The sequence below is a fragment of the Streptococcus sp. GMD6S genome (genome assembly GCF_000297015.1).
Window position 1 is genome coordinate 68,177 of record NZ_AJRH01000003.1, and the last position, 24,214, is coordinate 92,390.

Annotated in this window: 21 protein-coding genes and 1 other annotated feature; of the genes, 19 read left to right on the forward strand and 2 right to left on the reverse strand. The window is 41.6% G+C overall.

What is annotated here, in order from left to right:
* Positions 1 to 75 precede the first annotated feature (75 nt).
* From GMD6S_RS00405 to GMD6S_RS00495, 19 genes are all read left to right on the forward strand, one after another.
* The gene (locus tag GMD6S_RS00405) at positions 76 to 1,224 is read left to right on the forward strand and encodes a DUF1887 family protein (RefSeq protein WP_000202635.1); all 1,149 of its coding nucleotides are present in this window, start codon (positions 76 to 78) and stop codon (positions 1,222 to 1,224) included.
* Between the two features lie 76 nt (positions 1,225 to 1,300).
* A complete protein-coding gene (locus GMD6S_RS00410; protein WP_000495884.1) occupies positions 1,301 to 2,257 on the forward strand; it encodes a competence protein CoiA in 957 nt (318 codons plus the stop codon).
* Between the two features lie 18 nt (positions 2,258 to 2,275).
* Complete coding sequence (pepF, locus tag GMD6S_RS00415; RefSeq protein WP_000244109.1) at positions 2,276 to 4,078, forward strand: oligoendopeptidase F; 1,803 nt, start codon at positions 2,276 to 2,278, stop codon at positions 4,076 to 4,078.
* Between the two features lies 1 nt (position 4,079).
* Complete coding sequence (locus GMD6S_RS00420) at positions 4,080 to 4,793, forward strand: O-methyltransferase (protein WP_000230411.1); 714 nt, start codon at positions 4,080 to 4,082, stop codon at positions 4,791 to 4,793.
* A 67-nt stretch (positions 4,794 to 4,860) separates the two neighbouring features.
* Positions 4,861 to 5,802 (forward strand): peptidylprolyl isomerase PrsA, encoded by a 942-nt coding sequence (gene prsA / locus GMD6S_RS00425; protein WP_000728083.1) that lies wholly within the window; start codon positions 4,861 to 4,863, stop codon positions 5,800 to 5,802.
* A 187-nt stretch (positions 5,803 to 5,989) separates the two neighbouring features.
* Positions 5,990 to 7,213, forward strand: a complete 1,224-nt coding sequence (ftsW, locus tag GMD6S_RS00430; protein ID WP_000703342.1) for a cell division peptidoglycan polymerase FtsW — start codon at positions 5,990 to 5,992, stop codon at positions 7,211 to 7,213.
* 23 nt (positions 7,214 to 7,236) lie between these two features.
* Positions 7,237 to 9,933 (forward strand): phosphoenolpyruvate carboxylase, encoded by a 2,697-nt coding sequence (gene ppc / locus GMD6S_RS00435; protein ID WP_000058166.1) that lies wholly within the window; start codon positions 7,237 to 7,239, stop codon positions 9,931 to 9,933.
* Between the two features lie 96 nt (positions 9,934 to 10,029).
* Positions 10,030 to 10,244: a binding site (T-box leader), on the forward strand.
* A gap of 118 nt (positions 10,245 to 10,362) precedes the next feature.
* A complete protein-coding gene (gene trpX, locus GMD6S_RS00440) occupies positions 10,363 to 11,358 on the forward strand; it encodes a tryptophan ABC transporter substrate-binding protein (protein WP_000792187.1) in 996 nt (331 codons plus the stop codon).
* A gap of 65 nt (positions 11,359 to 11,423) precedes the next feature.
* The gene (locus GMD6S_RS00445) at positions 11,424 to 12,290 is read left to right on the forward strand and encodes an ABC transporter permease (RefSeq protein ID WP_000637254.1); all 867 of its coding nucleotides are present in this window, start codon (positions 11,424 to 11,426) and stop codon (positions 12,288 to 12,290) included.
* Positions 12,287 to 13,045, forward strand: a complete 759-nt coding sequence (locus tag GMD6S_RS00450; RefSeq protein ID WP_000125424.1) for an ABC transporter ATP-binding protein — start codon at positions 12,287 to 12,289, stop codon at positions 13,043 to 13,045. The genes GMD6S_RS00445 and GMD6S_RS00450 overlap by 4 nt, the downstream gene beginning before the upstream one ends.
* A 196-nt stretch (positions 13,046 to 13,241) precedes the next feature.
* Complete coding sequence (gene dnaG / locus GMD6S_RS00455; RefSeq protein ID WP_000227881.1) at positions 13,242 to 15,002, forward strand: DNA primase; 1,761 nt, start codon at positions 13,242 to 13,244, stop codon at positions 15,000 to 15,002.
* A 2-nt stretch (positions 15,003 to 15,004) separates the two neighbouring features.
* On the forward strand, positions 15,005 to 16,114 hold the full coding sequence (gene rpoD, locus GMD6S_RS00460; protein ID WP_000201892.1) for an RNA polymerase sigma factor RpoD: 1,110 nt from the start codon (positions 15,005 to 15,007) through the stop codon (positions 16,112 to 16,114).
* A 14-nt stretch (positions 16,115 to 16,128) separates the two neighbouring features.
* Entirely contained in the window at positions 16,129 to 16,458 is a 330-nt protein-coding gene (locus tag GMD6S_RS00465) for a metal-sulfur cluster assembly factor (protein ID WP_000331922.1), read from the forward strand.
* Positions 16,459 to 16,571: 113 nt separating this feature from the next.
* The gene (locus GMD6S_RS00470) at positions 16,572 to 17,615 is read left to right on the forward strand and encodes a glycosyltransferase family 4 protein (RefSeq protein WP_008292415.1); all 1,044 of its coding nucleotides are present in this window, start codon (positions 16,572 to 16,574) and stop codon (positions 17,613 to 17,615) included.
* 8 nt (positions 17,616 to 17,623) lie between these two features.
* The gene (locus GMD6S_RS00475) at positions 17,624 to 18,949 is read left to right on the forward strand and encodes a glycosyltransferase family 4 protein (protein ID WP_001219459.1); all 1,326 of its coding nucleotides are present in this window, start codon (positions 17,624 to 17,626) and stop codon (positions 18,947 to 18,949) included.
* A 20-nt stretch (positions 18,950 to 18,969) separates the two neighbouring features.
* Positions 18,970 to 19,158 carry a PspC domain-containing protein gene (locus GMD6S_RS00480; protein WP_000735789.1) on the forward strand — a complete coding sequence of 63 codons (189 nt, stop codon included), beginning with the start codon at positions 18,970 to 18,972 and terminating at the stop codon, positions 19,156 to 19,158.
* 29 nt (positions 19,159 to 19,187) lie between these two features.
* Complete coding sequence (locus GMD6S_RS00485; RefSeq protein WP_000863851.1) at positions 19,188 to 19,322, forward strand: DUF4044 domain-containing protein; 135 nt, start codon at positions 19,188 to 19,190, stop codon at positions 19,320 to 19,322.
* 71 nt (positions 19,323 to 19,393) lie between these two features.
* On the forward strand, positions 19,394 to 20,704 hold the full coding sequence (gene obgE, locus GMD6S_RS00490; protein ID WP_001055815.1) for a GTPase ObgE: 1,311 nt from the start codon (positions 19,394 to 19,396) through the stop codon (positions 20,702 to 20,704).
* 9 nt (positions 20,705 to 20,713) lie between these two features.
* The gene (locus GMD6S_RS00495) at positions 20,714 to 20,878 is read left to right on the forward strand and encodes a hypothetical protein (protein ID WP_000502578.1); all 165 of its coding nucleotides are present in this window, start codon (positions 20,714 to 20,716) and stop codon (positions 20,876 to 20,878) included.
* 35 nt (positions 20,879 to 20,913) lie between these two features.
* Here the strand turns inward: GMD6S_RS00495 and GMD6S_RS00500 are convergent, their stop codons facing one another.
* Positions 20,914 to 21,384 carry an arginine repressor gene (locus tag GMD6S_RS00500; RefSeq protein WP_001043012.1) on the reverse strand — a complete coding sequence of 157 codons (471 nt, stop codon included), beginning with the start codon at positions 21,382 to 21,384 and terminating at the stop codon, positions 20,914 to 20,916.
* 520 nt (positions 21,385 to 21,904) lie between these two features.
* Positions 21,905 to 24,187, reverse strand: coding sequence for a Xaa-Pro dipeptidyl-peptidase (locus tag GMD6S_RS00505; RefSeq protein ID WP_001212016.1), 2,283 nt, complete (start codon positions 24,185 to 24,187; stop codon positions 21,905 to 21,907).
* Positions 24,188 to 24,214: the final 27 nt, after the last annotated feature.

The following is a 24,214-nucleotide window of genomic DNA, read 5'->3' on the forward strand; positions in this document are numbered from 1 at the left end:
GTAGGAAATCTGAGCAGTAGAACTGTGTTGCTGATACTCTCAGCGCAAGAAAGTCTTTATGATGGAGGTGGTCGAATGACGAGTCTTTTGGTGGAATTGTATGATCGGCATGTATTGGAAAAGAATGTCTACCAAGCCTTTATCAGTGATTGTGACGAGATTCTTTTTCTATCTTTGACGAAAATAAGCAATGAAGAGAAGCTCTCCCTCCGTCAGTTTATCATGGATGAGGTGCCTCATATCCAACGAGTGACCTTTCGTCAGTTATCCTTAGAACAACTAGCGGACCAGTTAGATTATTGTCTAGCAGGCTATGACCAAGTCCTTCTCGATGTTTTTGGTGGGGATTCGCTACTAGCCTTATCTCTCTATCAATACGGCTTGGATCGGGACCTCCCCATCGTTGCCATGGATGTTGAGCGAGGAAAACAATACAAGTGGGTAGCCGGACAGTTAGAAAAAGAAGATTTGGACATTCCAACCCTAAGCATCCAGCAGCTGATAGCCTTGCGTGGTGGAAAAATCCTCAAATCCAAACGCCCTATCCACTCAGCTCAGCAAATTGCAGCCATCAAAAAGCTAGCCAGCTCTGCCATTGCCAATCCTGCCCACTGGTATCAAGTGACCCAATTTTTCTCTCTAGCTAAGACCAATGACCTGCATGCTGAGACAGAAAAGATACTGGAAAACAATGGCAGATATTATCACTATCCAAAATCCCTTATTCCTTTACTTGTGGAAGCAGGGATGCTTTGTATTGAAAGTGAGGACAAAAAACGAGTAGCTTACAGTTTTCCAAGTCAAGAAGCTCAGGTCTTTTGTCGCAACAAGGGGCATATTTTAGAGGTATATCTCTATCTCTTGGCACTTGAATCTCAGCTGTTTGATGAGTGCATGATAGGCGGTGAGATTGATTGGAATGGCATCTTTCCAGAGGCGGATAATGTCCAAAATGAGATTGATGTCATTCTGAGAAAGGGACGCTCGATTACCTTTATCTCCTGCAAGATGACAGATTTATCAGTCGAAGCCATCAATGAACTAGAAGTTTACGCCAATCATTTTGCTGGGGAGAGTTGCCTCAAGTTGATTGTTTGTACTGGAAAAATCAATCCAGCTTATGCCAATCGCTGCCAAGAATATGGCGTGCTGGTCATTAGAAGTGAGCAGATCGCCAATCTCATTCCCATGCTAAAAAAATATTCTAAGAGACAAAAAAGATAAGAAATAATATCATGAAAGGCTGGAAATCCAGTCTTTTTTACTTCTTTTTCGAATAAATGAGAAAAGGAGGTAGACCATGTTTGTAGCCAGAGATGCCAAGGGAAATTTGGTGAATGCCCTCGAAAAAGACGTGACTAGGCAAGATTATACTTGTCCAGCCTGTGGTGGTGGACTACGATTACGCCAAGGACAGAGCATTCGAACGCATTTTGCCCATGAAAGGTTAAGAGATTGCATCGCTATTTTTGAAAATGAAAGTCCAGAACACTTGGGCAACAAAGAGATCCTTTATCACTGGGCCAAGAAGGACAATCAGGTCGCTTTAGAATATAGTCTGCCCAAGATTCAGCAAATAGCGGATGTTCTCGTCAATGAGAAACTAGCTCTGGAGGTCCAGTGCAGTCCCTTGTCTCAAAAGCTTTTAGGTCATAGAAGTCAAGGCTACCGTAGTCAGGGATACCAAGTTATCTGGCTACTGGGAGAAAAACTCTGGTTAAAAGAGAGACTTACACAACTGCAAAGGGGATTTCTCTATTATAGTCAAAATATGGGTTTCTATGCTTGGGAACTAGATTTCAAAAAGCAAGTTTTGAGACTCAAATACCTTTTGCATCAGGACCTACGTGGCAAGCTTCATTTTCGGGTCAAGGAGTTTCCCTATGGTCAAGGAAATCTCTTGGAAATTCTACGATTTCCTTATCAGAAACAAAAACTGCCTCGTTTTGCAGTTGAGCAAGATTCAACTATCTGTCACTACATTCGCCAACAGTTGTACTACCAAACGCCTTACTGGATGAAGAAGCAGGAGGAAGCTTATCATCAAGGAGACAATCTATTAAACCGTCAACTAGACGACTGGTATCCTCAAGTCAAGCCGATAGAATCAGGTGATTTTTTGCAGATTGAAACGGATTTGACTAGCTATTATAGAAATTTTCAGGCTTACTATCAAATAAATCCGAAAAATAATCGCCAAAAGCTCTATCCACCAGCCTTTTATCACTTATATTTCTCAAAAAATGTGGTAAAATAGAAAGGATGGAGGAATCTTATGGTATTACAACGACATGAAATAAGTGAAAAAGATACATGGGATCTTTCAACAATCTACCCAACAGACCAGGCTTGGGAAGAAGCCTTGAAAGATTTAACTGAAAAAGTACAAACAGCATCTCAGTATGAGGGACATCTCTTAGACAGCGCAGACAGTTTGCTTGAGATCACAGAATTTTCACTTGATTTGGAACGCCAAGTTGAAAAGCTTTATGTCTATGCACATATGAAAAATGACCAGGACACGCGTGAATCCAAGTATCAAGAGTACTATGCTAAGGCAATGACCCTATACAGTCAGTTAGAACAAGCCTTTTCATTCTATGAACCTGAGTTTATGGAGATTAGCGAAGAGCAGTATGCGGCCTTCCTAGAAGCTCAACCAAAACTCCAAGTTTACAAACACTTTTTTGACAAGCTCTTGCAAAAGAAAGACCATGTTCTTTCGCAACGTGAGGAAGAATTGCTTGCTGGAGCAGGAGAAATCTTTGGTTCTGCTAGTGAAACCTTCGCTATTTTGGACAATGCGGATATTAGCTTCCCATACGTGCTTGATGACGAAGGCAAGGAAGTGCAACTTTCACACGGTACTTACATCCGTTTGATGGAGTCTAAAAACCGTGAAGTGCGTCGTGGTGCCTATGAAGCCCTTTATGCGACATATGAGCAATTCCAACACACTTATGCTAAGACCTTGCAGACAAATGTTAAGGTGCAAAACTACCGTGCCAAAGTTCGCAACTATAAGAGTGCTCGTCATGCGGCCCTCGCAGCAAATTTTGTTCCAGAAAGTGTCTATCACAATCTAGTAGCAGCAGTTCGCAAGCATTTGCCACTCTTGCATCGTTACCTTAAACTTCGTTCTAAAATCTTGGGGATTTCAGATCTCAAGATGTATGATGTCTACACACCGCTTTCGTCAGTAGATTATAGCTTTACCTACGAAGAAGCCTTGAAAAAGGCAGAAGAGGCCTTGGCGGTCTTGGGTGACGACTACTTGAGCCGTGTCAAACGTGCCTTCATTGAGCGTTGGATTGATGTCTATGAAAACCAAGGCAAGCGTTCTGGTGCCTATTCTGGTGGATCATATGATACCAATGCCTTTATGCTTCTCAACTGGCAGGACAATCTAGATAATCTCTTTACCCTTGTCCATGAGACAGGTCACAGTATGCACTCCAGCTATACTCGTGAAACCCAACCTTATGTTTACGGAGATTATTCTATCTTCTTGGCTGAGATTGCCTCAACGACTAACGAAAATATCTTGACAGAGAAATTGTTGGAAGAAGTAGAAGACGATGCGACTCGTTTTGCAATTCTCAATAACTTCCTAGACGGTTTCCGTGGAACAGTCTTCCGTCAAACTCAATTCGCTGAGTTTGAACATGCCATCCACCAAGCAGATCAAAATGGAGAAGTCTTGACAAGTGATTTCCTCAATAAGCTCTACGCTGACTTGAACCAAGATTACTATGGACTCAGCAAGGAAGACAATCCTCAGATCCAATACGAGTGGGCACGCATTCCACACTTCTACTATAACTACTATGTTTATCAGTATTCAACAGGTTTTGCAGCTGCTTCAGCCTTGGCTGAGAAGATTGTCCATGGTAGTCAAGAAGACCGTGACCGCTATATCGACTACCTCAAGGCAGGTAAGTCTGACTATCCACTCAATGTCATGAGAAAAGCGGGAGTGGATATGGAGAAGGAAGACTATCTCAACGATGCCTTTGCAGTCTTTGAACGTCGCTTGAACGAGTTTGAAGCCCTTGTTGAAAAATTGGGACTAGCTTAAGATGGTAGAGTCTTATAGTAAAAATGCCAATCACAATATGCGTCGTCCCGTCGTCAAGGAAGAAATCGTAGAACTCATGCGCCAGCGTCAAAAGCAGGTGACAGGTTCTTTGAAAGAATTGGAGACCTTCGCTCGCAAGGAAAACATTCCCATTATTCCCCATGAAACGGTCGCGTATTTCCGTTTTCTCATGGAGACCATACAGCCCAAGAACATTTTGGAAATTGGGACAGCTATCGGTTTTTCAGCCCTCTTGATGGCGGAACATGCGCCAGATGCCAAGATTACAACGATTGATCGTAATCCAGAAATGATAGGCTTTGCCAAGGAAAACTTTACCCAGTTTGACAGTCGTAAGCAAATCACTCTTTTAGAGGGAGATGCAGTCGATGTTTTATCTACTTTGACAGAAACTTATGACTTTGTCTTTATGGATTCGGCCAAGTCCAAGTATATCGTCTTTCTGCCTGAAATCCTCAATCACTTGGAAGTTGGTGGAGTAGTGGTCTTGGATGATATTTTCCAAGGAGGAGATGTTGCCAAGGACATCATGGAAGTCCGCCGAGGTCAACGAACCATTTACCGTGGTTTGCAAAGACTTTTCGATGCAACTTTGGACAATCCAGGTCTAACAGCAACTCTAGTTCCGCTTGGAGACGGCATTCTCATGCTACGAAAGAATCTAGCAGAAGTAGAGCTTCCTGAGAGCGAATGATTTTCAGAAAAATTTAAGAAATTATAGTAAAATAGATAAGGTAACACTTACCGTAAAAGGAGTAAAAATGAAGAAAAAACTTATGGCAGGAGCCATCACACTTTTATCAGTAGCAACACTTGCAGCTTGTTCAAACAGTTCTGAAGGAAAAGATTTGATCAGCATGAAGGGCGATGTGATTACAGAGCATCAATTCTTTGAAGAAGTAAAGAACAATCCAACTGCACAACAAGTCTTGCTCAATATGACCATCCAAAAAGTATTTGAACAACAATATGGATCAGAAGTAACGGATAAAGATGTGGATGATGCTGTTGCTGAAGAACAAAAGAAATACGGCGATAGCTACAACAGCGTGCTTCAACGTGCAGGTATGACACCTGAGACTCGTAAAGCTCAAATCCGCACTAGCAAATTGGTTGAATTGGCAGTTAAGAAGGCTGCTGAGAGTGAGTTGACAGACGAAGCTTACCAAAAAGCTTTTGAGTCTTACACACCAGATGTAACAGCTCAAATCATCCGTTTGGATAATGAAGACAAGGCAAAAGAAGTACTTGAGAAAGCTAAAGCAGAAGGTGCAGATTTTGCTCAGTTGGCAAAAGACAACTCTAACGACGACAAAACAAAAGAAAATGGTGGAGAAATCACTTTTGACTCTGCTTCAACAGAACTTCCAGAACAAGTCAAGAAAGCAGCTTTTGCTTTGGATGTGAACGGGGTTTCTGATGTGATTACAGCTACTGGAACACAAGCCTACAGTAGTCAGTTCTACATCGTCAAAGTAACGAAGAAAACAGAAAAATCTTCTAATATCGAGGATTATAAAGAAAAATTGAAGACCATCATCTTGACTCAAAAACAAAATGATTCAGCCTTTGTTCAAGGAGTAATTGGTAAAGAATTGCAAGCAGCAAACATCAAGGTTAAAGATCAATCATTCCAAAACATCTTCACTCAATACATTGGTGGTGGTGACTCAAGCTCAAGCAGCAGCTCTTCATCTAACTAAGAAAGCAAAAAACAAATCTCAAAAGAGATTTGTTTTTTTATACCTGATACTAGAAAATGAGTAAAATTCGAAGGATTAAAGGATAAGAGTTTTTTTCTTTCTGAAAAAGTGGTATAATAGCAATCAAAACTAGAAAATAAAACGGAATTGGGAACAGAAGCGTCTGTTCCTATTAGAGTGGTGAAATATGAAAATTAGTAAAAGGCACCTACTAAACTATTCCATTTTGATTCCTTACTTCCTTTTATCGATTTTGGGGCTGATTGTGGTGTACTCGACAACGAGTGCAACCTTGATCGAAGAAGGGAAAAGTGCCTTTCAATTGGTGCGTAACCAGGGGATCTTCTGGATAGCTAGTTTGATTCTGATTGCCTTAATCTATAAATTAAAATTAGGTTTCCTAAGAAATGGGCGTCTCATCTTTATTGTAATGATTGTGGAGATGGTTCTTTTAGCTCTGGCGCGACTGGTCGGAACACCTGTCAATGGAGCATACGGATGGATTTCTGTAGGACCTGTAACGATTCAGCCTGCGGAGTACCTTAAGATTATCATCATCTGGTACTTGGCACATCGATTTTCAAAACAACAAGATGAGATTGCGGTTTATGACTTCCAGGTTTTGACACAGAATCAGTGGCTACCTCGAGCTTTTAATGACTGGCGTTTTGTTCTGCTGGTTCTGATTGGTAGCCTGGGAATTTTCCCAGACTTGGGAAATGCGACCATCTTGGTCTTGGTGGCGCTCATCATGTATACCGTAAGTGGGATCGCCTATCGTTGGTTTTCGACCATTCTAGCTCTCTTGGCAGGAAGTTCAATGTTAGTCTTGTCTGTCATTCGCTTTGTTGGGGTTGAAAAGTTCTCTCAAATTCCTGTATTTGGTTACGTTGCTAAACGTTTCAGTGCCTTCTTTAATCCCTTTAATGACTTGGCGGGGGCAGGACACCAGCTCGCAAATTCCTACTATGCAATGGTAAATGGAGGCTGGTTCGGACTGGGACTGGGAAATTCTATTGAGAAGCGTGGCTATCTGCCAGAAGCCCATACGGATTTTGTCTTTTCGATTGTCATCGAAGAGTTTGGATTCGTAGGAGCCAGTATGATTTTGGCTTTACTCTTCTTCTTGATTTTGCGAATCATCTTGGTTGGTATTCGAGCAAAGGATCCCTTTAACTCCATGGTTGCTATTGGTGTCGGAGGGATGATCCTTGTTCAAGTCTTTGTCAATATCGGTGGGATTTCAGGGTTGATTCCTTCTACAGGGGTAACCTTCCCCTTCCTTTCACAAGGTGGGAACAGTCTACTGGTATTATCCGTAGCCATCGCGCTTGTACTGAACATTGATGCCAGCGAAAAACGTGCCAAACTTATCAGAGAATACGAGAATCAAACCGATGAAAATCTGTAAGGATTGTATGGAAAGGAAAGTATATGTCTCTTCAAAAATTAGAAAACTATAGTAATAAAGCAGTCGTCCAAGAAGAAGTCTTGATTCTGACTGAGCTATTAGAAGATATCACAAAAAATATGCTGGCGCCAGAAACCTTTGAAAAGATTATCCAGTTGAAAGAATTATCAACTAGTGAGAATTATCAAGGGCTCAATGACCTAGTGACCAGTCTATCGAATGAAGAAATGATTTACATTTCACGCTATTTCTCTATCCTTCCACTTTTGATTAATATCTCTGAGGATGTGGATTTGGCCTATGAAATCAATCACCAAAACAATGTGGACCAAGACTATTTAGGAAAATTATCTACAACGATTAAGATGGTAGCTGAAAAAGAAAATGCAGCTGAAATTTTAGAAAAGTTAAATGTCGTTCCTGTCTTGACCGCCCATCCAACGCAAGTACAACGCAAGAGTATGCTGGATCTGACCAACCATATCCATACTCTCTTGCGCAAGTACCGTGATGTTAAACTCGGCTTGATTAATAAAGAAAAATGGCACACAGATCTCCGTCGTTACATTGAAATTATCATGCAAACGGACATGATTCGTGAGAAGAAATTGAAGGTAACCAACGAAATCACCAACGTGATGGAGTACTACCAAAGTTCTTTCCTGAATGCTGTTCCACGTTTGACAGCTGAGTATAAGAAACTAGCTAAAGAACAAGGTATCGAGCTCCAACATCCAAAACCGATTACCATGGGGATGTGGATCGGAGGAGACCGTGATGGAAATCCTTTCGTAACAGCGGAAACCCTAAACAAATCAGCCTTGACTCAGTGCGAAGTCATCATGAACTACTATGATGAAAAGATTTATAATCTTTATCGTGAGTTTTCACTGTCAACCAGCATCGTGAATGTCAGCGACAAGGTCCGTGAGATGGCGCTGAAGTCACAAGACAACTCGATTTATCGCGAAAAAGAACTCTATCGTCGTGCCCTTTTTGATATCCAAGCTAAGATGCAGGCAACCAAGGCTTATCTCATTGAAGACAAGAATCTTCAGCCTAGATATGCCACTGCGGATGAATTTTATCAAGATTTGTTGGCCATTCGCGACTCTCTCCTTGAGAACAAAGGAGAATACCTGATTTCTGGAGAATTTGTCGAGTTGATGCAAGCTGTCGAAATCTTTGGCTTCTACCTTGCCTCTATTGACATGCGCCAGGATTCTAGCGTTCACGAAGCCTGTGTGGCTGAATTGTTAGCATCAGCTGGTATCAACGATCACTATAGCGATCTGTCTGAAGACGAAAAATGTAGCCTTCTCTTAAAAGAGTTGGAAGAAGATCCTCGTATCCTCTCAGCCACTCATGCTGAAAAGTCAGAACTTCTTGAGAAGGAACTGTCTATCTTTAAAGCTGCCCGCAAGTTGAAGGATAAACTGGGTGAAAATGTCATTCGTCAAACCATTATCTCACATGCAACCAGTGTATCAGATATGCTAGAGCTAGCAATCATGCTCAAGGAAGTAGGCTTGGTTGATTCCCAAAAAGCACGAGTTCAGATTGTTCCCCTCTTTGAAACTATTGAGGACTTAGACCATTCGGAAGAAACCATGAGAAGATATTTCTCTCTTCCTTTGGCTAAAAAATGGATTGCTTCAAAAGATAACTATCAGGAAATCATGCTTGGCTACTCTGATAGTAACAAGGATGGTGGTTACCTGTCCTCATGTTGGACTCTCTACAAGGCGCAACAACAACTAACTGCTATCGGTGATGAATTTGGCGTTAAGGTCACTTTCTTCCACGGTCGTGGTGGTACTGTGGGTCGTGGTGGTGGACCAACTTATGAAGCCATCACATCTCAACCGCTCAAGTCTATTAAGGACCGTATCCGTCTGACTGAGCAAGGAGAAGTCATTGGAAATAAATACGGAAACAAAGACGCTGCTTATTATAACCTTGAAATGTTGGTTTCTGCAGCCATTAACCGCATGATTACCAAGAAGAAGAGTGATATCAATACGTCAAATCGTTACGAAGCTATCATGGATCAAGTAGTGGACCGTAGTTATGATATCTACCGTGATTTGGTCTTTGGAAATGAACATTTCTATGACTATTTCTTTGAATCAAGTCCAATCAAAGCTATTTCAAGCTTCAATATCGGTTCGCGTCCAGCAGCTCGTAAGACCATCACTGAAATTGGTGGTTTGCGTGCCATTCCTTGGGTCTTCTCATGGTCACAAAGCCGTGTCATGTTTCCTGGATGGTATGGAGTAGGATCCAGCTTTAAAGAGTTTATAGATCAAGATCCAAAGAATATCGAGTTCCTTCGTGATATGTACCAAAACTGGCCTTTCTTCCAATCTTTGCTTTCCAATGTGGACATGGTCTTGTCTAAGTCTAATATGAATATTGCTTTTGAATATGCCAAGCTCTGTGAAGACGAAGAAGTACAAGCTATCTACTACACTATTTTAGATGAATGGCAGTTGACTAAGGACGTTATTTTAGCTATCGAAGGTTATGACGAACTCTTGGCAGAAAACTCTTACCTAAAAGACAGTCTAAACTATCGTATGCCTTACTTTAATATCCTTAACTACATCCAGTTGGAGTTGATCAAACGTCAACGTCGCGGAGAATTGTCGGCAGACGAAGAAAAACTGATCCATACAACTATCAACGGAATTGCAACTGGTTTGCGTAATTCAGGCTGATATTCTACAAACTTCCTCTTTTTTCAAGGGGAAGTTTTTGAATTGTTTAAAAAATTCTAAAAATAAGCTTGACAAGTAGTTGAAAAATGATATAATTTAAACATTCAGAAAGTAATCTTGCTCATTTTTTAGAGAGTCTGTGGTTGGTGAAAGCAGATAGATGAAATTGATGAAATTGGGCTGAATGTACTTAAGAATTTGAAATCATAAAAATTCGGTGAGCACACCTTACAGTGCAACTCGTTATTGCGAGAAAGAGCGATAGGAATATTCCTATAATTGAGGTGGCACCGCGCATCGACGTCCTCACACAAGTTTTTTGTGTGAGGACTTTTTCTATGGGGAGGAAAGATATTGGAATTTAAACGATGGCATCGCTTGATGATGTGATTTAAAAAGTTAAGGTAAAAGAATTAAGGAGAAAGAAAAATGAAAAATAAACGTTTGATTGGAATTGTCGCTGGATTAGCAGTATTGGTAGTGGCTAGCTTGATTTATTCATCAATGAACAAGCCATCAGCTAAAGAAGAGCAAAAGGTTGCTAAGGTTGGTGTCCTTCAATTTGTTAGTCACCCATCCTTGGACTTGATTTACCAAGGGATTCAAGATGGACTAGCTGAAGAAGGCTATAAGGACGATCAAGTAAAAATCGACTTTATGAACTCTGAAGGAGATCAGAGCAAGGTTGCAACCATGAGTAAACAATTGGTAGCAAATGGAAACGATGTAGTTGTTGGGATTGCAACACCAGCAGCTCAAGGACTCGCTAGTGCTACAAAAGACCTACCAGTTATCATGGCTGCTATTACAGACCCAATCGGTGCTAACTTGGTCAAAGATTTGAAAAAACCAGGTGGCAACATCACAGGGGTGTCAGACCACAACCCTGCTGAACAACAAGTGGAATTGATTAAAACTTTGACACCAAATGTCAAAACAATCGGTGCTCTTTACTCAAGTAGCGAAGATAACTCAAAAACACAGGTAGAAGAATTCAAGGCTTATGCTGAAAAAGCAGGTTTGACAGTCGAAACCTTTGCCGTTCCTTCGACTAACGAAATTGCTTCAACAGTCAATGTTATGACAAGCAAGGTCGATGCGATTTGGGTTCCAATTGACAACACCATCGCATCCGCATTCTCAACAGTTGTTTCAAGCAACCAAACAGCTAAAAAGCCAATCTACCCAAGTGCTACTGCCATGGTAGAAGCAGGAGGCCTGGCATCTGTAGTAGTTGACCAACACGATCTTGGAGTGGCTACTGGTAAGATGATTGCCAAAGTTTTGAAAGGTGAAAAACCAGCTGATACGCCAGTTAATGTCTTTTCAACTGGTAAGTCAGTGATTAACAAAAAACTAGCGCAGGAACTTGGTATCACCATTCCTGAGTCCGTTCTAAAAGAAGCAGGACAAGTGATTGAATAAAGATAAAGGAGGAGCTGGACACATCTCCTCCCGTTTTTACTAAAGAAAGAAATGAGTGAAAGATTATGATAGTATCCATTATTTCTCAGGGGATGGTCTGGGCGATTTTAGGTTTGGGAATCTTTATGACTTTTCGAATTTTGAATTTTCCAGATATGACTACTGAAGGTTCTTTTCCTCTTGGGGGAGCAGTAGCTGTAACCTTGATAACACAGGGAGTCAACCCATTTTTAGCAACCCTAGCCGCAGTAGGAGCGGGCTGTCTAGCTGGAATGGCGACAGGTCTCTTATATACCAAAGGAAAAATCCCAACCCTCTTATCAGGGATTCTGGTCATGACTTCCTGCCATTCCATCATGCTCATGATTATGGGGCGTGCCAATCTGGGGCTTCTTGGAACTAAACAAATACAGGATGTCTTGCCTTTCGATTCAGATCTTAACCAACTCCTGACTGGATTAATCTTTGTAGCTCTTGTTATTGGCCTTATGCTCTTTTTCCTTGATACCAAACTAGGTCAGGCCTACATCGCTACAGGTGACAATCCCGATATGGCTCGTAGCTTTGGTATCAATACGGGTCGTATGGAACTTATGGGTTTGGTTCTCTCAAATGGGATTATCGCGCTTGCAGGAGCCTTAATTGCTCAACAAGAAGGATACGCGGATGTTTCTCGAGGAATTGGCGTGATTGTCGTAGGGCTTGCTAGCTTGATTATTGGTGAGGTTTTGTTCAAGAGTTTGACCCTGGCAGAGCGACTCATGACCATCGTTGTAGGGTCTATTGCTTATCAGTTCCTCGTTTGGGGAGTGATTGCTCTTGGGTTTAATACAAGTTATCTTCGTTTGTACAGCGCCTTGATTTTGGCGGTTTGCCTCATGATTCCAACCTTCAAAAACAAATACCTGAAAGGAGTCAAGTTTAGCAAATGACAGCAATTGTAGAATTAAAAAATGCTACCAAAGTCATTACGAATGGCTTTGATGAGGAAAAAATCATTCTGAATGATGTTTCTCTTGAAATTTTCGAACATGATTTCATTACCATCCTAGGGGGAAATGGAGCAGGGAAGTCAACGCTTTTTAACACTATTGCAGGTACCTTACCTTTAACAAGTGGGAGTATCCGTATCATGGGCGAGGATGTGACGCATTTTTCACCTGAAAAACGGGCTAAGTACTTGTCTCGTGTTTTTCAGGATCCTAAGATGGGGACGGCTCCCCGTATGACGGTAGCGGAAAATCTCTTGATTGCCAAGTTTCGCGGTGAGAAGAGAGGACTCCTTCCTAGGAGACTTTCAAGCCATAGAGAAGAGTTTCAGACTACCATTGAAAAAGTGGGAAATGGGCTTGAAAAACATCTAGATACTCCGATTGAGTTTCTATCAGGCGGTCAACGCCAGGCCTTGAGTCTCTTGATGGCTACCTTGAAGCGACCAGAGTTGCTCTTGTTGGATGAACACACAGCAGCCCTTGATCCAAAAACCAGTGTTGCCTTGATGGAATTAACAGATGACTTTGTCAGCAAGGGTCATCTAACAGCCTTGATGATTACCCACCATATGGAAGATGCGCTGAAGTATGGCAATCGTCTGATAGTCATGAAGGAAGGTCGTATCATCCAAGACCTCAATAAAGAAGAAAAAGCTAAGATGAAGATTTCAGACTACTATCAATTATTTGAATAGATGAGTTAAATAATCATCAAAAAATAGAGAAGAGAAACTTAGAAGCATGGAAGTGTTTCTGAGTTTTTTATCTCCTCTTTCTATCTGGAAAAATAAGGCAAAGAGAATTACGGAAAGCGTATGAAATGGTTTACTTTTTTTCAGAAATAAGCTATACTAGTTTACGTGAAACTATGATAAGATGGAGGTATTGTGTATGGTTGACAAGCAAGTCATTGAAGAAATCAAAAACAATGCCAACATTGTGGAAGTCATAGGTGATGTGATTTCTTTACAGAAGGCTGGACGGAACTATTTAGGGCTCTGTCCTTTTCATGGTGAAAAGACCCCCTCTTTCAACGTTGTGGAAGACAAGCAGTTTTATCACTGTTTTGGATGTGGGCGTTCAGGAGATGTCTTTAAGTTTATCGAAGAATACCAAGGCGTGTCCTTCATGGAAGCCGTTCAGCTCTTAGGAGAGCGCGTCGGTATTCAACTAGCTATGCCTGTTCAGTCTCGTCCCCAACAAGCTTCCCCTCATCAAGCTCTATATGATATACATGAAGAAGCTGCACGCTTTTACCATGCCATCCTCATGACGACCAAGATGGGAGAAGAAGCAAGGGCTTATCTCTACAAACGCGGATTGACAGATGATGTTCTGAAGCACTTCCAGATTGGACTAGCTCCAGCAGAGAGAACTTATCTCTACCAACGTTTATCTGACAAGTTTGAGGAAAAGGATTTATTGGATTCTGGCCTGTTTTACCTGTCAGATGGCAATCAGTTTTATGATACTTTTTTTGGACGGATTATCTTTCCTTTGACCAATGACAAGGGGCAGGTTATTGCATTTTCAGGTCGTATCTGGCAAGAAACGGATAGTCAGACTGCCAAATATAAAAATAGTCGCTCGACTGCAATTTTTAACAAGAGTTACGAATTGTATCATTTGGACAAGGCAAAAAAGGGAACAGGTAAGATCACAGAGCTCTATCTGATGGAAGGCTTCATGGATGTGATTGCAGCCTACCGTGCTGGTATAGAAAATGCTGTAGCTTCCATGGGAACAGCCTTAAGCAAGGAGCATGTTGATCACCTCAAACGCTTTACCAGAAAAATTGTTCTCAGCTATGATGGCGATAAGGCAGGGCAGGCAGCAACAGCCAAGGCACTAGAGGAGTTAAAAGACTTCTCAGTGGAGGTTGTTCGAGTACCTGATGCCATGGACCCAGATGAGTATTTGCAAAAGAATTCTGCTGAAGACCTGGCTTACCTTTTAACCAAGACCCGTATCAGTCCTATAGAGTTCTATATTCACCAGCTCAAGCCAGAAAATAGTGATAACTTGCAGGCGCAAATCGAATTCATTGAAAAGATTGCGCCCCTAATCGCCAAGGAAAAGTCTATCACTGCCCAAAATTCTTATATTCACATTCTGGCGGATAATCTACCTTCCTTTGATTACCAACAGGTGGAGCAGATTGTAAATGAAAGTCGCATTGTTCAGAGGCAGGAAAGAGTCAAAGAGGAGCAACCTCCAGCAGCGATTAGTTTACCTGTAACGCGACAACTGACAGCAGTCATGAGAGCAGAGGCTCATCTCCTCTATAGGATGGCTGAGAACCCAGTTGTGTTAAATGACTACCGCTTAAGAGAAGATTTTTTCTTTGATACCCCAGAATTTCAGATTCTTTACGAATTATTAAGTGAGCAGGGAGAAATCGGCTCAGAGGAGCTTTCTCATCAGACGCCTGAGGTTGAAAATGCTTGGTACCACGTGCTTAGCTTGGATTTGCCAGTTGAGATGTCGCCTCAAGAGCTAGCGGAAGTCGAAGCGACTCGAAACCGTGCCCTCCTCAGCAAGGACAACTTAAGAATTAAAAAGAAAGTGCAGGAAGCTAGTCATGTAGGAGATACAGACACAGCCTTGGAAGAATTGCAACGATTGATTTCCCAAAAGAGAAGAATGGAGTAATAATGGCAACAAAACAAAAAGAAGTAACCACATTTGATGTGCAAGTAGCAGACTTTATCCGTAACCACAAAAAAACAGGAACAGCAACAGACGATGAAATCAATTCAAGTCTGGTTATTCCTTTTACTTTAGATGCAGACGGTATTGAAGACCTTTTGCAACGGATCCAGGATGCTGGCATTTCTATCACAGACAACGAAGGAAATCCAAGTGCGCGTGTGCTTAGTGCAGAAGAAGAACCAGAACTCAGTGATGAGGACTTGATTGGCTCAACTTCTGCCAAGGTTAATGACCCAGTCCGTATGTATTTGAAGGAAATCGGGGTCGTTCCTCTCTTGACCAACGAAGAGGAAAAAGAATTGGCCCTAGCAGTTGAGGCTGGTGATATTGAAGCCAAACAACGTCTTGCAGAAGCCAACCTTCGTTTGGTGGTTTCGATTGCTAAGCGCTACGTAGGGCGTGGTATGCAATTTCTTGACTTGATCCAAGAAGGCAACATGGGCTTGATGAAGGCAGTGGATAAGTTTGACTACTCTAAAGGATTTAAGTTTTCAACTTACGCAACTTGGTGGATTCGTCAGGCGATTACCCGTGCCATTGCTGACCAGGCCCGCACTATTCGTATCCCTGTCCACATGGTTGAAACCATTAACAAGCTTGTTCGTGAACAGCGTAATCTCCTTCAAGAATTGGGACAAGATCCAACTCCTGAACAAATCGCTGAGCGTATGGATATGACACCTGACAAGGTCCGCGAAATCTTGAAAATCGCCCAAGAACCAGTATCACTTGAAACACCGATTGGTGAAGAGGACGATAGCCATCTTGGGGACTTTATCGAAGACGAAGTGATTGAAAATCCAGTAGACTACACAACTCGTATCGTTTTGCGTGAGCAGTTGGATGAAGTCTTGGATACTCTTACAGACCGTGAAGAAAACGTCTTGCGCTTGCGCTTCGGGTTAGATGATGGGAAAATGCGTACTCTTGAAGATGTTGGGAAAGTCTTTAACGTGACTCGTGAGCGTATCCGTCAGATTGAGGCCAAGGCTTTGAGAAAATTGCGTCAACCAAGTCGCAGCAAACCGCTTCGTGATTTTATTGAAGACTAATAGTGAGGAATAACATGGCTTATACAGAAGAGCAAATTGAAATGATCAAAACACGCATTTTAAATGCCTTGGAAGAAGTCATCGACCCTGAGTTGGGGATTGATATTGTCAACCTAGGTTTGATTTATGAAATTCGTTTTGATGGTGAAACAGGTCACACTGAAATTGATATGACCTTGACAACTATGGGCTGCCCACTGGCTGACCTTTTGACAGACCAGATACATGATGCGATGACAGATGTGCCTGAGGTAACTAATACCGAAGTTAAATTGGTCTGGTATCCAGCTTGGACGGTTGAGAAAATGAGCCGATACGCACGTATCGCCCTAGGAATTAAATAAAGACTAAGAAAAATGAGAGAGACGATTGGAAAATAGGGTAAATTTATCCTTTTTCCTATAGTCTCTTCTTTCTTTTGCTGATTTTCTGGAAATAAAATGGTATAATGAAAGGTATGGAAAACGAAAAATTGCGTATTAATATGCTAAGTTCAAGTGAAAAAGTAGCTGGTCAAGGAGTGTCAGGAGCTTATAGAGAATTGGTTAGTCTCCTTCACCGTGATGCCAAAGACCAGTTGATTGTTACAGAGAATCTTCCTGTAGAGGCAGATGTAACTCACTTTCATACCATTGATTTCCCCTATTATTTATCCACTTTCCAAAAGAAACGCTCTGGGAGAAAAATTGGCTATGTGCATTTTTTGCCTGATACGCTTGAGGGGAGTTTGAAGATTCCATTTTTCCTAAAAGGAATTGTCAAACGCTATGTTTTTTCCTTTTACAACCGAATGGAACACTTGGTGGTGGTCAATCCCATGTTTATCGAGGATTTAGTGGCTGCTGGCATTCCACGTGAAAAAGTAACTTATATTCCAAACTTTGTAAATAAAGAAAAATGGCATCCATTACCAGCTGAACAAGTTGCTCAACTCCGGAAGGAAATGGATCTCGCGGAAGATCAGTTTGTCGTAATCGGTGCGGGTCAGGTTCAGAAACGTAAAGGAATTGATGATTTTATCCGTCTTGCTGAGGAATTGCCAGAAATTACCTTTATCTGGGCAGGTGGTTTTTCATTTGGTGGGATGACAGATGGTTATGAACGCTACAAGAAGATTATGGACAATCCACCAAAAAATCTTATTTTTCCCGGGATTGTGTCACCGGAACGGATGCGGGAACTTTACGCTATGGCGGATTTATTCTTGCTACCAAGTTACAATGAATTATTCCCTATGACCATCTTAGAGGCGGCTAGTTGCGAGGCTCCGATTATGTTGAGGGATTTGGATCTGTATAAGGTTATTCTTGATGGGAATTATCGTGCTACAAGTGATGTTTCCGAGATGAGAGAAGCAATCCTAGAATATAAGAATGACCCTGAAACCTTAAAGGACTTGAAAGAAAAAGCTCGCGAGATCTCCAAAGAGTACTCTGAGGAGCATTTGTTGGAAATCTGGTTAAAATTTTATCGAGAACAGGCTGCTTTGGGCAAAAAGTGAGGTAATTTATGCGAATTGGTTTATTTACAGATACCTATTTCCCTCAGGTTTCCGGGGTCGCGACTAGTATTCGGACTTTGAAAACTGAGCTTGAAAAGCAGGGGCATGCAGTTTTTATCTTTACAACAACAGATAAAGATGTAAACCGCTACGAGGATTGGCAAATTATTCGCATTCCGAGTGTCCCTTTCTTTGCGTTTAAGGATCGACGATTTGCCTACCGAGGTTTTACAAAGGCGCTTGAAATTGCCAAGCAGTATCAACTCGATATTATTCATACCCAGACAGAATTTTCTCTTGGTTTGTTAGGAATTTGGATTGCGAGAGAATTGAAAATTCCAGTTATTCATACCTACCATACCCAGTATGAAGACTATGTACATTACATTGCTAAGGGCATGCTAATTCGTCCGAGTATGGTAAAATATTTGGTGCGTGGCTTCCTTCATGATGTAGATGGCGTGATTTGCCCTAGTGAGATTGTTCGTGACCTTTTATCGAAATACAAAGTCAAGGTTGAAAAGCGTGTCATCCCAACTGGAATTGAGCTGGCTAAGTTTGAACGACCTGAGATTAAAGAGGAAAACTTACAAGAGCTTCGTTCGAAGTTAGGTATTCAGGAAGGCGAGAAAATGCTACTGAGCCTTTCGCGTATCTCCTTTGAGAAGAATATCCAAGCAGTCTTAGCTGCCTTTGCGCAGGTTTTGAAAGAAGAAGACAAGGTGAAGTTGGTTGTTGCTGGAGACGGACCTTATCTGGACAGTCTGAAAGAACAAGCAGAGAAATTAAACATACAAAAACATGTGATTTTTACAGGTATGATTGCTCCCAGTGAGACAGCCTTGTACTATAAAGCAGCTGATTTCTTTATTTCAGCATCTACGAGTGAAACTCAGGGTTTAACCTATCTAGAAAGTCTAGCCAGTGGAACGCCTGTTATTGCTCATGGCAACCCCTATCTTGAAAATCTGATCAATGATAAAATGTTTGGGACCCTCTACTATGGAGAACGAGAGCTTGCAGGAGCTATCCTTGAAGCATTGATTGCTACTCCTGATATGTCTGAACAAAAGTTGGCGGATAAGTTGTACGAGATTTCGGCTGAAAATTTTGGGAAACGAGTTCATGAGTTTTACCTTGATGCCATTATCTCAAATAACTTTGAACATGAGCTACATGATGGACAACCTGTCACTCAGCGCTTCTTAAAAACGATTCTCTATCTACCTCAACAGGCTGTTACAAGCCCAGTAAAAGAATCCAAGCGTATTTTAAGAGCGTCTCGAAAACAATTGTCTAGCATCAGAGATTATTGGAGAGACGAATTCAAATAATAGAATAAGAGGAAGTAAAAATGAAAAAATTAATGAGAAGCGGAAAAGATCAAAAAATTGGTGGAGTATGCGCAGGAGTTGCTCATTATTTTGATATTGATCCAACAATTGTTCGTGTCATTTGGGCTGTTCTTGCATTTTGTTATGGGACAGGAGTCCTTGCTTATATCATTTTATGGTTGATTGCACCAGTTTCAACAGACTATTAAATTAGAATTATATAGAAAAAGGAGAAGTTATGGCTTTTGGAGATAACGGAAAACGTAAAAAAACTTTGTTTGAAAAGGTGACACTTGTTGTCGTGCTCATCATGTTGTTTGTAACCCTTGCTGGTATCTTTGCAACTGCGCTTGGAGCTTTTAGTAGATTCTAAGCAAGCTACGGGGATAGAAACAATAACTAATGACTGGGTTCTCCCCAGCCTTTTTAAAGTGAGAAGAAAATATGAATATGTTTTTAGATACAGCTAAGATTAAGGTCAAGGCTGGTAATGGTGGCGATGGCATGGTTGCCTTTCGCCGTGAAAAATATGTCCCTAATGGCGGTCCTTGGGGTGGTGATGGTGGACGTGGAGGTAACGTTGTTTTTGTGGTAGACGAAGGCTTACGTACCTTGATGGATTTCCGCTATAACCGTCATTTCAAGGCTGATTCCGGTGAAAAAGGAATGACCAAAGGAATGCACGGACGTGGTGCAGAAGATCTACGTGTTCGCGTGCCACAGGGGACTACTGTACGTGATGCGGAAACAGGTAAAGTCATTACAGACTTGATTGAACATGGTCAAGAATTTATCGTGGCTCATGGCGGTCGTGGTGGTCGTGGAAATATCCGTTTTGCCACTCCCAAAAATCCTGCACCTGAAATCTCTGAGAATGGAGAACCAGGTCAAGAACGTGAGTTGCAACTGGAATTGAAGATTCTAGCGGATGTCGGCTTGGTCGGTTTTCCATCTGTTGGAAAGTCAACTTTGCTTAGTGTCATCACTTCAGCTAAGCCAAAAATCGGTGCTTACCACTTTACGACCATTGTGCCTAATCTAGGGATGGTTCGTACGCAGTCAGGTGAATCTTTTGCAGTAGCAGACCTTCCAGGTTTGATTGAAGGGGCTAGTCAAGGGGTTGGTCTTGGGACCCAGTTTCTCCGTCATATCGAACGTACACGAGTTATCCTACATGTCATCGATATGTCAGCTAGCGAAGGACGTGATCCTTATGAGGATTACCTTGCTATCAATAAGGAATTAGAATCTTATAACCTTCGTCTCATGGAGCGTCCGCAGATCATCGTAGCCAACAAGATGGATATGCCTGAAAGTCAGGAAAATCTTAAAACTTTTAAGGAAAAGTTGGCAGCAAACTACGACGAGTTTGAGGAACTTCCAGCCATCTTCCCTATTTCTGGTCTGACCAAGCAGGGGTTGGCGACACTTTTGGACGCGACAGCCGAGTTGTTAGACAAGACTCCAGAATTCCCGATTTATGATGAATCCGATATGGAAGAAGAAGTTTACTATGGCTTTGACGAGGAAGAAAAGGCCTTTGAGATTAGCCGTGATGATGATGCGACATGGGTACTTTCTGGTGAAAAACTAATGAAACTCTTTAACATGACCAACTTTGACCGTGACGAATCGGTCATGAAGTTTGCCCGTCAGCTTCGTGGTATGGGGGTTGACGAAGCCCTTCGTGCACGTGGCGCCAAAGATGGCGACTTGGTCCGCATCGGTAAATTTGAGTTTGAATTTGTAGACTAGGAGATTGATATGGGAGATAAACCGATATCATTCCGAGATGCAGATGGCAATTTTGTTTCTGCAGCAGATGTGTGGAATGAAAAGAAACTAGAAGAATTGTTTAATCGTCTCAATCCTAAACGTGCTCTTCGATTGGCGCGTACAAAGAAAGAAGAAACACAGTCAAAGAAATAAAAAATTCCCGTGATTTTTTAATCACGGGATTTGTTTTATTCACTAAAGAAAAATGGTGGCGCATATTTTTTAAGACTCTCAAAACAAGCCTGCGCTTTTGTAGCATCTTCACAGATAATCATGCAGACATCGTCTCCACAAAGAGTTGCAACGACATCTGGAAAGGCCAAGGAATCAATTACAGATCCAAATGATTGGGCTAAACCGGGTAAAGTTTTCAAAATAACTTGGTGTTGCACCGGACGCAACATAACAAGAGCATCTTCCATATAGTTTTCAAGACGTTTTTCCCATTTGGAGATAGACCCTGTATTTAGCACATAGTAAGAATTATCCTCTTCGAGCACTTTTGAAAGGTTCATGGTTTTGATATCGCGTGATAGAGTAGCCTGAGTCACTTGGATATCATTTTCCGCTAATAAGGCTTGTAATTCAGCTTGTGTATGGATTTTGTTTTTTGAAACGAGGGCGCGGATAAGTTGGTGTCTGTGTTCTGATTTGTTCATAAAGTAAGTACTCCTTTTACAAGGTACAGTAGCGTGGACTGAACGATAACGTCAGTCGGGTGGTAGGCGGTATTGTCACGTATGATGATTTCGCAGTCAGTAGGATAAAGAACTAGATGGAGAGATTCTCCTTCTTTTAACTTTGTCACTAGTTGCGTGCAGATAAACTGGGTAGCAATCCGTTCATCTACATTGATGTTCTTTAATGACAGTGAATCATTCAATTTGGGTAGCTTTTTGTCACGGCTTGTTGTGAATTTACTCTAAATGTAATTCACAGAGATTTCCAACATGTGGTCTAGTAGCGAATATGATAAATGGTTACACATGTTGGTTAGGGGGAGTATCTTTTGTCCAAGTTCTATCTAGGGGCTTCTATAATGCTTTAAGATGAACTGGATTTGATACGAAGTTTATGTTTGATTCGACTGTTCAAGTAGAAAACTTTGGTTATAGGAAGTTCAATGGTCTATTTCATTGACTTTTCCTTTGAATACTTCCATATTGAAAGTCTGGTAGATTATACCTTTTGACAAGGTAGGATAAGACTAGACTGTGCTAAATCAACAGTCAACTGATAGTCTGTATTATCTCGAATTGTGATCTCAAAGTCTGTTGTATAGAGAACCAAACGGAGAGTATCTCCTTCTTTAAGTTTGTAGATAGTTGGTTGAAGCTCTAGCTTGAAGTCCATCCATTCATTTGGTTGGATTTCTTCAATCGTCAAGAGATTGGTTCGATTTTGAAGATTAAGGTAGCCTTTGGTGATGACACGTTGGGCACTTGGGTTGAATGGCAGTTCACAGAGATTTTCTAACATGTGGTAACGACCGTTGTCAATGGTTCTAGCACTTAAAACAGCTGGATAAGGTTGCAGATATTTCTTTTGTCCAAGTTCTAACAGTTGGGCTGATAATAAGCCCTTGTTCGTACTCGATTTGACACGAAGTTTTAGCTCCACTCGCCCATTTAAGTGAATGTCTTGACTTACTGGAAGGTCAATGGTAATCTGATTGGCTTTTCCTTGGTAAAGTTCAGTGTTAAAGATCTGGTAAGTCTTGCCATAACGATCAAAATCTTTTTGATCATACTGGTTTTGAATCACTTTTTCCTCATTACCGAGAGAGAGGGTATGCAGTTCATCCTGTTTGCCAAAGTTATCAAGACCTTGCCATCTTTGCGGTTCGGTATTGTCCTGCCAGATGACAGTCGGAAGTTGATAGTCTGAGTCAAGTCCTAACAATTTCTTACTTAACAAGGCATTCATGGACTCGCGGAAGTCGATCGACTGCCAGTTGTTCATATAGACATGGGCACCATGATGGAAAAAGAGGTGCTTATTGATATGGCTAGGAAGGGCATGAAACATCTGGTAAACATGAAGAGGTTTGACGTTCCAATCCTGGGAACCATGCGTAAAGACGACCTCGGCTTGAACCTTGTGAGCATTGAGCAGATAGTTGCGGTCATGCCAAAACTGATTGTAGTCACCAGTCTTGCGATCGAGTTTCTCTTTAACCTTTTCTAACTCTGCTTGATGAGCTTCATTGCCACGAATATAGTCACCAGCTTGGAGGTTGCGGGAGTAGGTCAATTCAGCAAGTGAGTCAAAATCCTCACCTGGATAACCACCTGGGCTGGTTACCAGACCATTTTCACGATAGTAGTTGTACCAAGAGGAAATACCTGCTTCTGCGATGATCACTTCCAAACCATCAACACCAGTGGTGGCGAGACCATTAGACATGGTACCTAGATAGGAAATACCTGTTGTTGCGACTTTGCCGTTTGACCAGTCAGCCTTGATTTGGCGCTTGCGCGTGTGGTCCGTGAAAGCACGACAACGACCATTGAGCCAATCAATGACATTTTTATAAGCTTCAATCTGCTGGTAGTCACCATTGGTCATGAGACCTTGAGAATCTTTGGTTCCAACACCTGATACATAGAGATTGGCAAATCCACGTGGGAGGAAGTAGTCATTGAGTGTATATGAGCTATTGATATGAGATAGCTTTTCTTCAGCTTCTGAGACGACTTCTGCTTGACCATGAGATTCGACTAAATTCAGCTTGGGCTCCTCAAGTTCAATGGTGTGGGGCGGTTTGACCTCAAGCACCCCTTCCATTTTGTAGAGAGCCTTGTCACTGGCTTTATCGTTGGTCCCTTGGTGGTAAGGGCTGGCAGTCATGACTGAAGGAATCTGTCCATCATAACGCGGGCGAATAATGCTGACCTTGACTAAGTCAGGGAGACCGTCGTTATCAGTATCCACACGACTCTCGACATACACGACTTCACGAATGACATCATGAGTAGAGAAGGTTGCCAAGCTCTTACCGTTAAAGTAGTGGTAGTGATTGTCTTCTGAAATGAGTCCATCACTAACAAGTTGATCAATGAGCGTATTTCCTTTTTTCGTTCTCGTATTGAGTAACTGATAAAGATTTTCAATGAGATCCCCATAAACAATAGGAAAACCAGTTTCTTTACGAAACTGTTCGGCATCCTCAAAGTCAACAAGATAGCTAAATCCTAAAAGTTGAAAAACTACTGTGTAGAAAATCTCCGCAGTTAACTCACGGTCTGACTGGAAAAAGGTTACTAAATCTGTTTCTTTATCCGCAGCCAAAGTCGATAAGGCATAATCCGTGTCAGAATAAGTGAAAAAACTCCAACAAATGAAGTCTTCAAACTGTCTTTTTAAGGACAGTTGGGGTGACAGCTTTAGACCAAGACCTTCTAATTCTGCAAATCGTTGAGAACTAGTGGTTGGTTGATAGCTGAATTGATTAAAACGCATGTTTCTCTCCTTTGAAAACAGACTGGA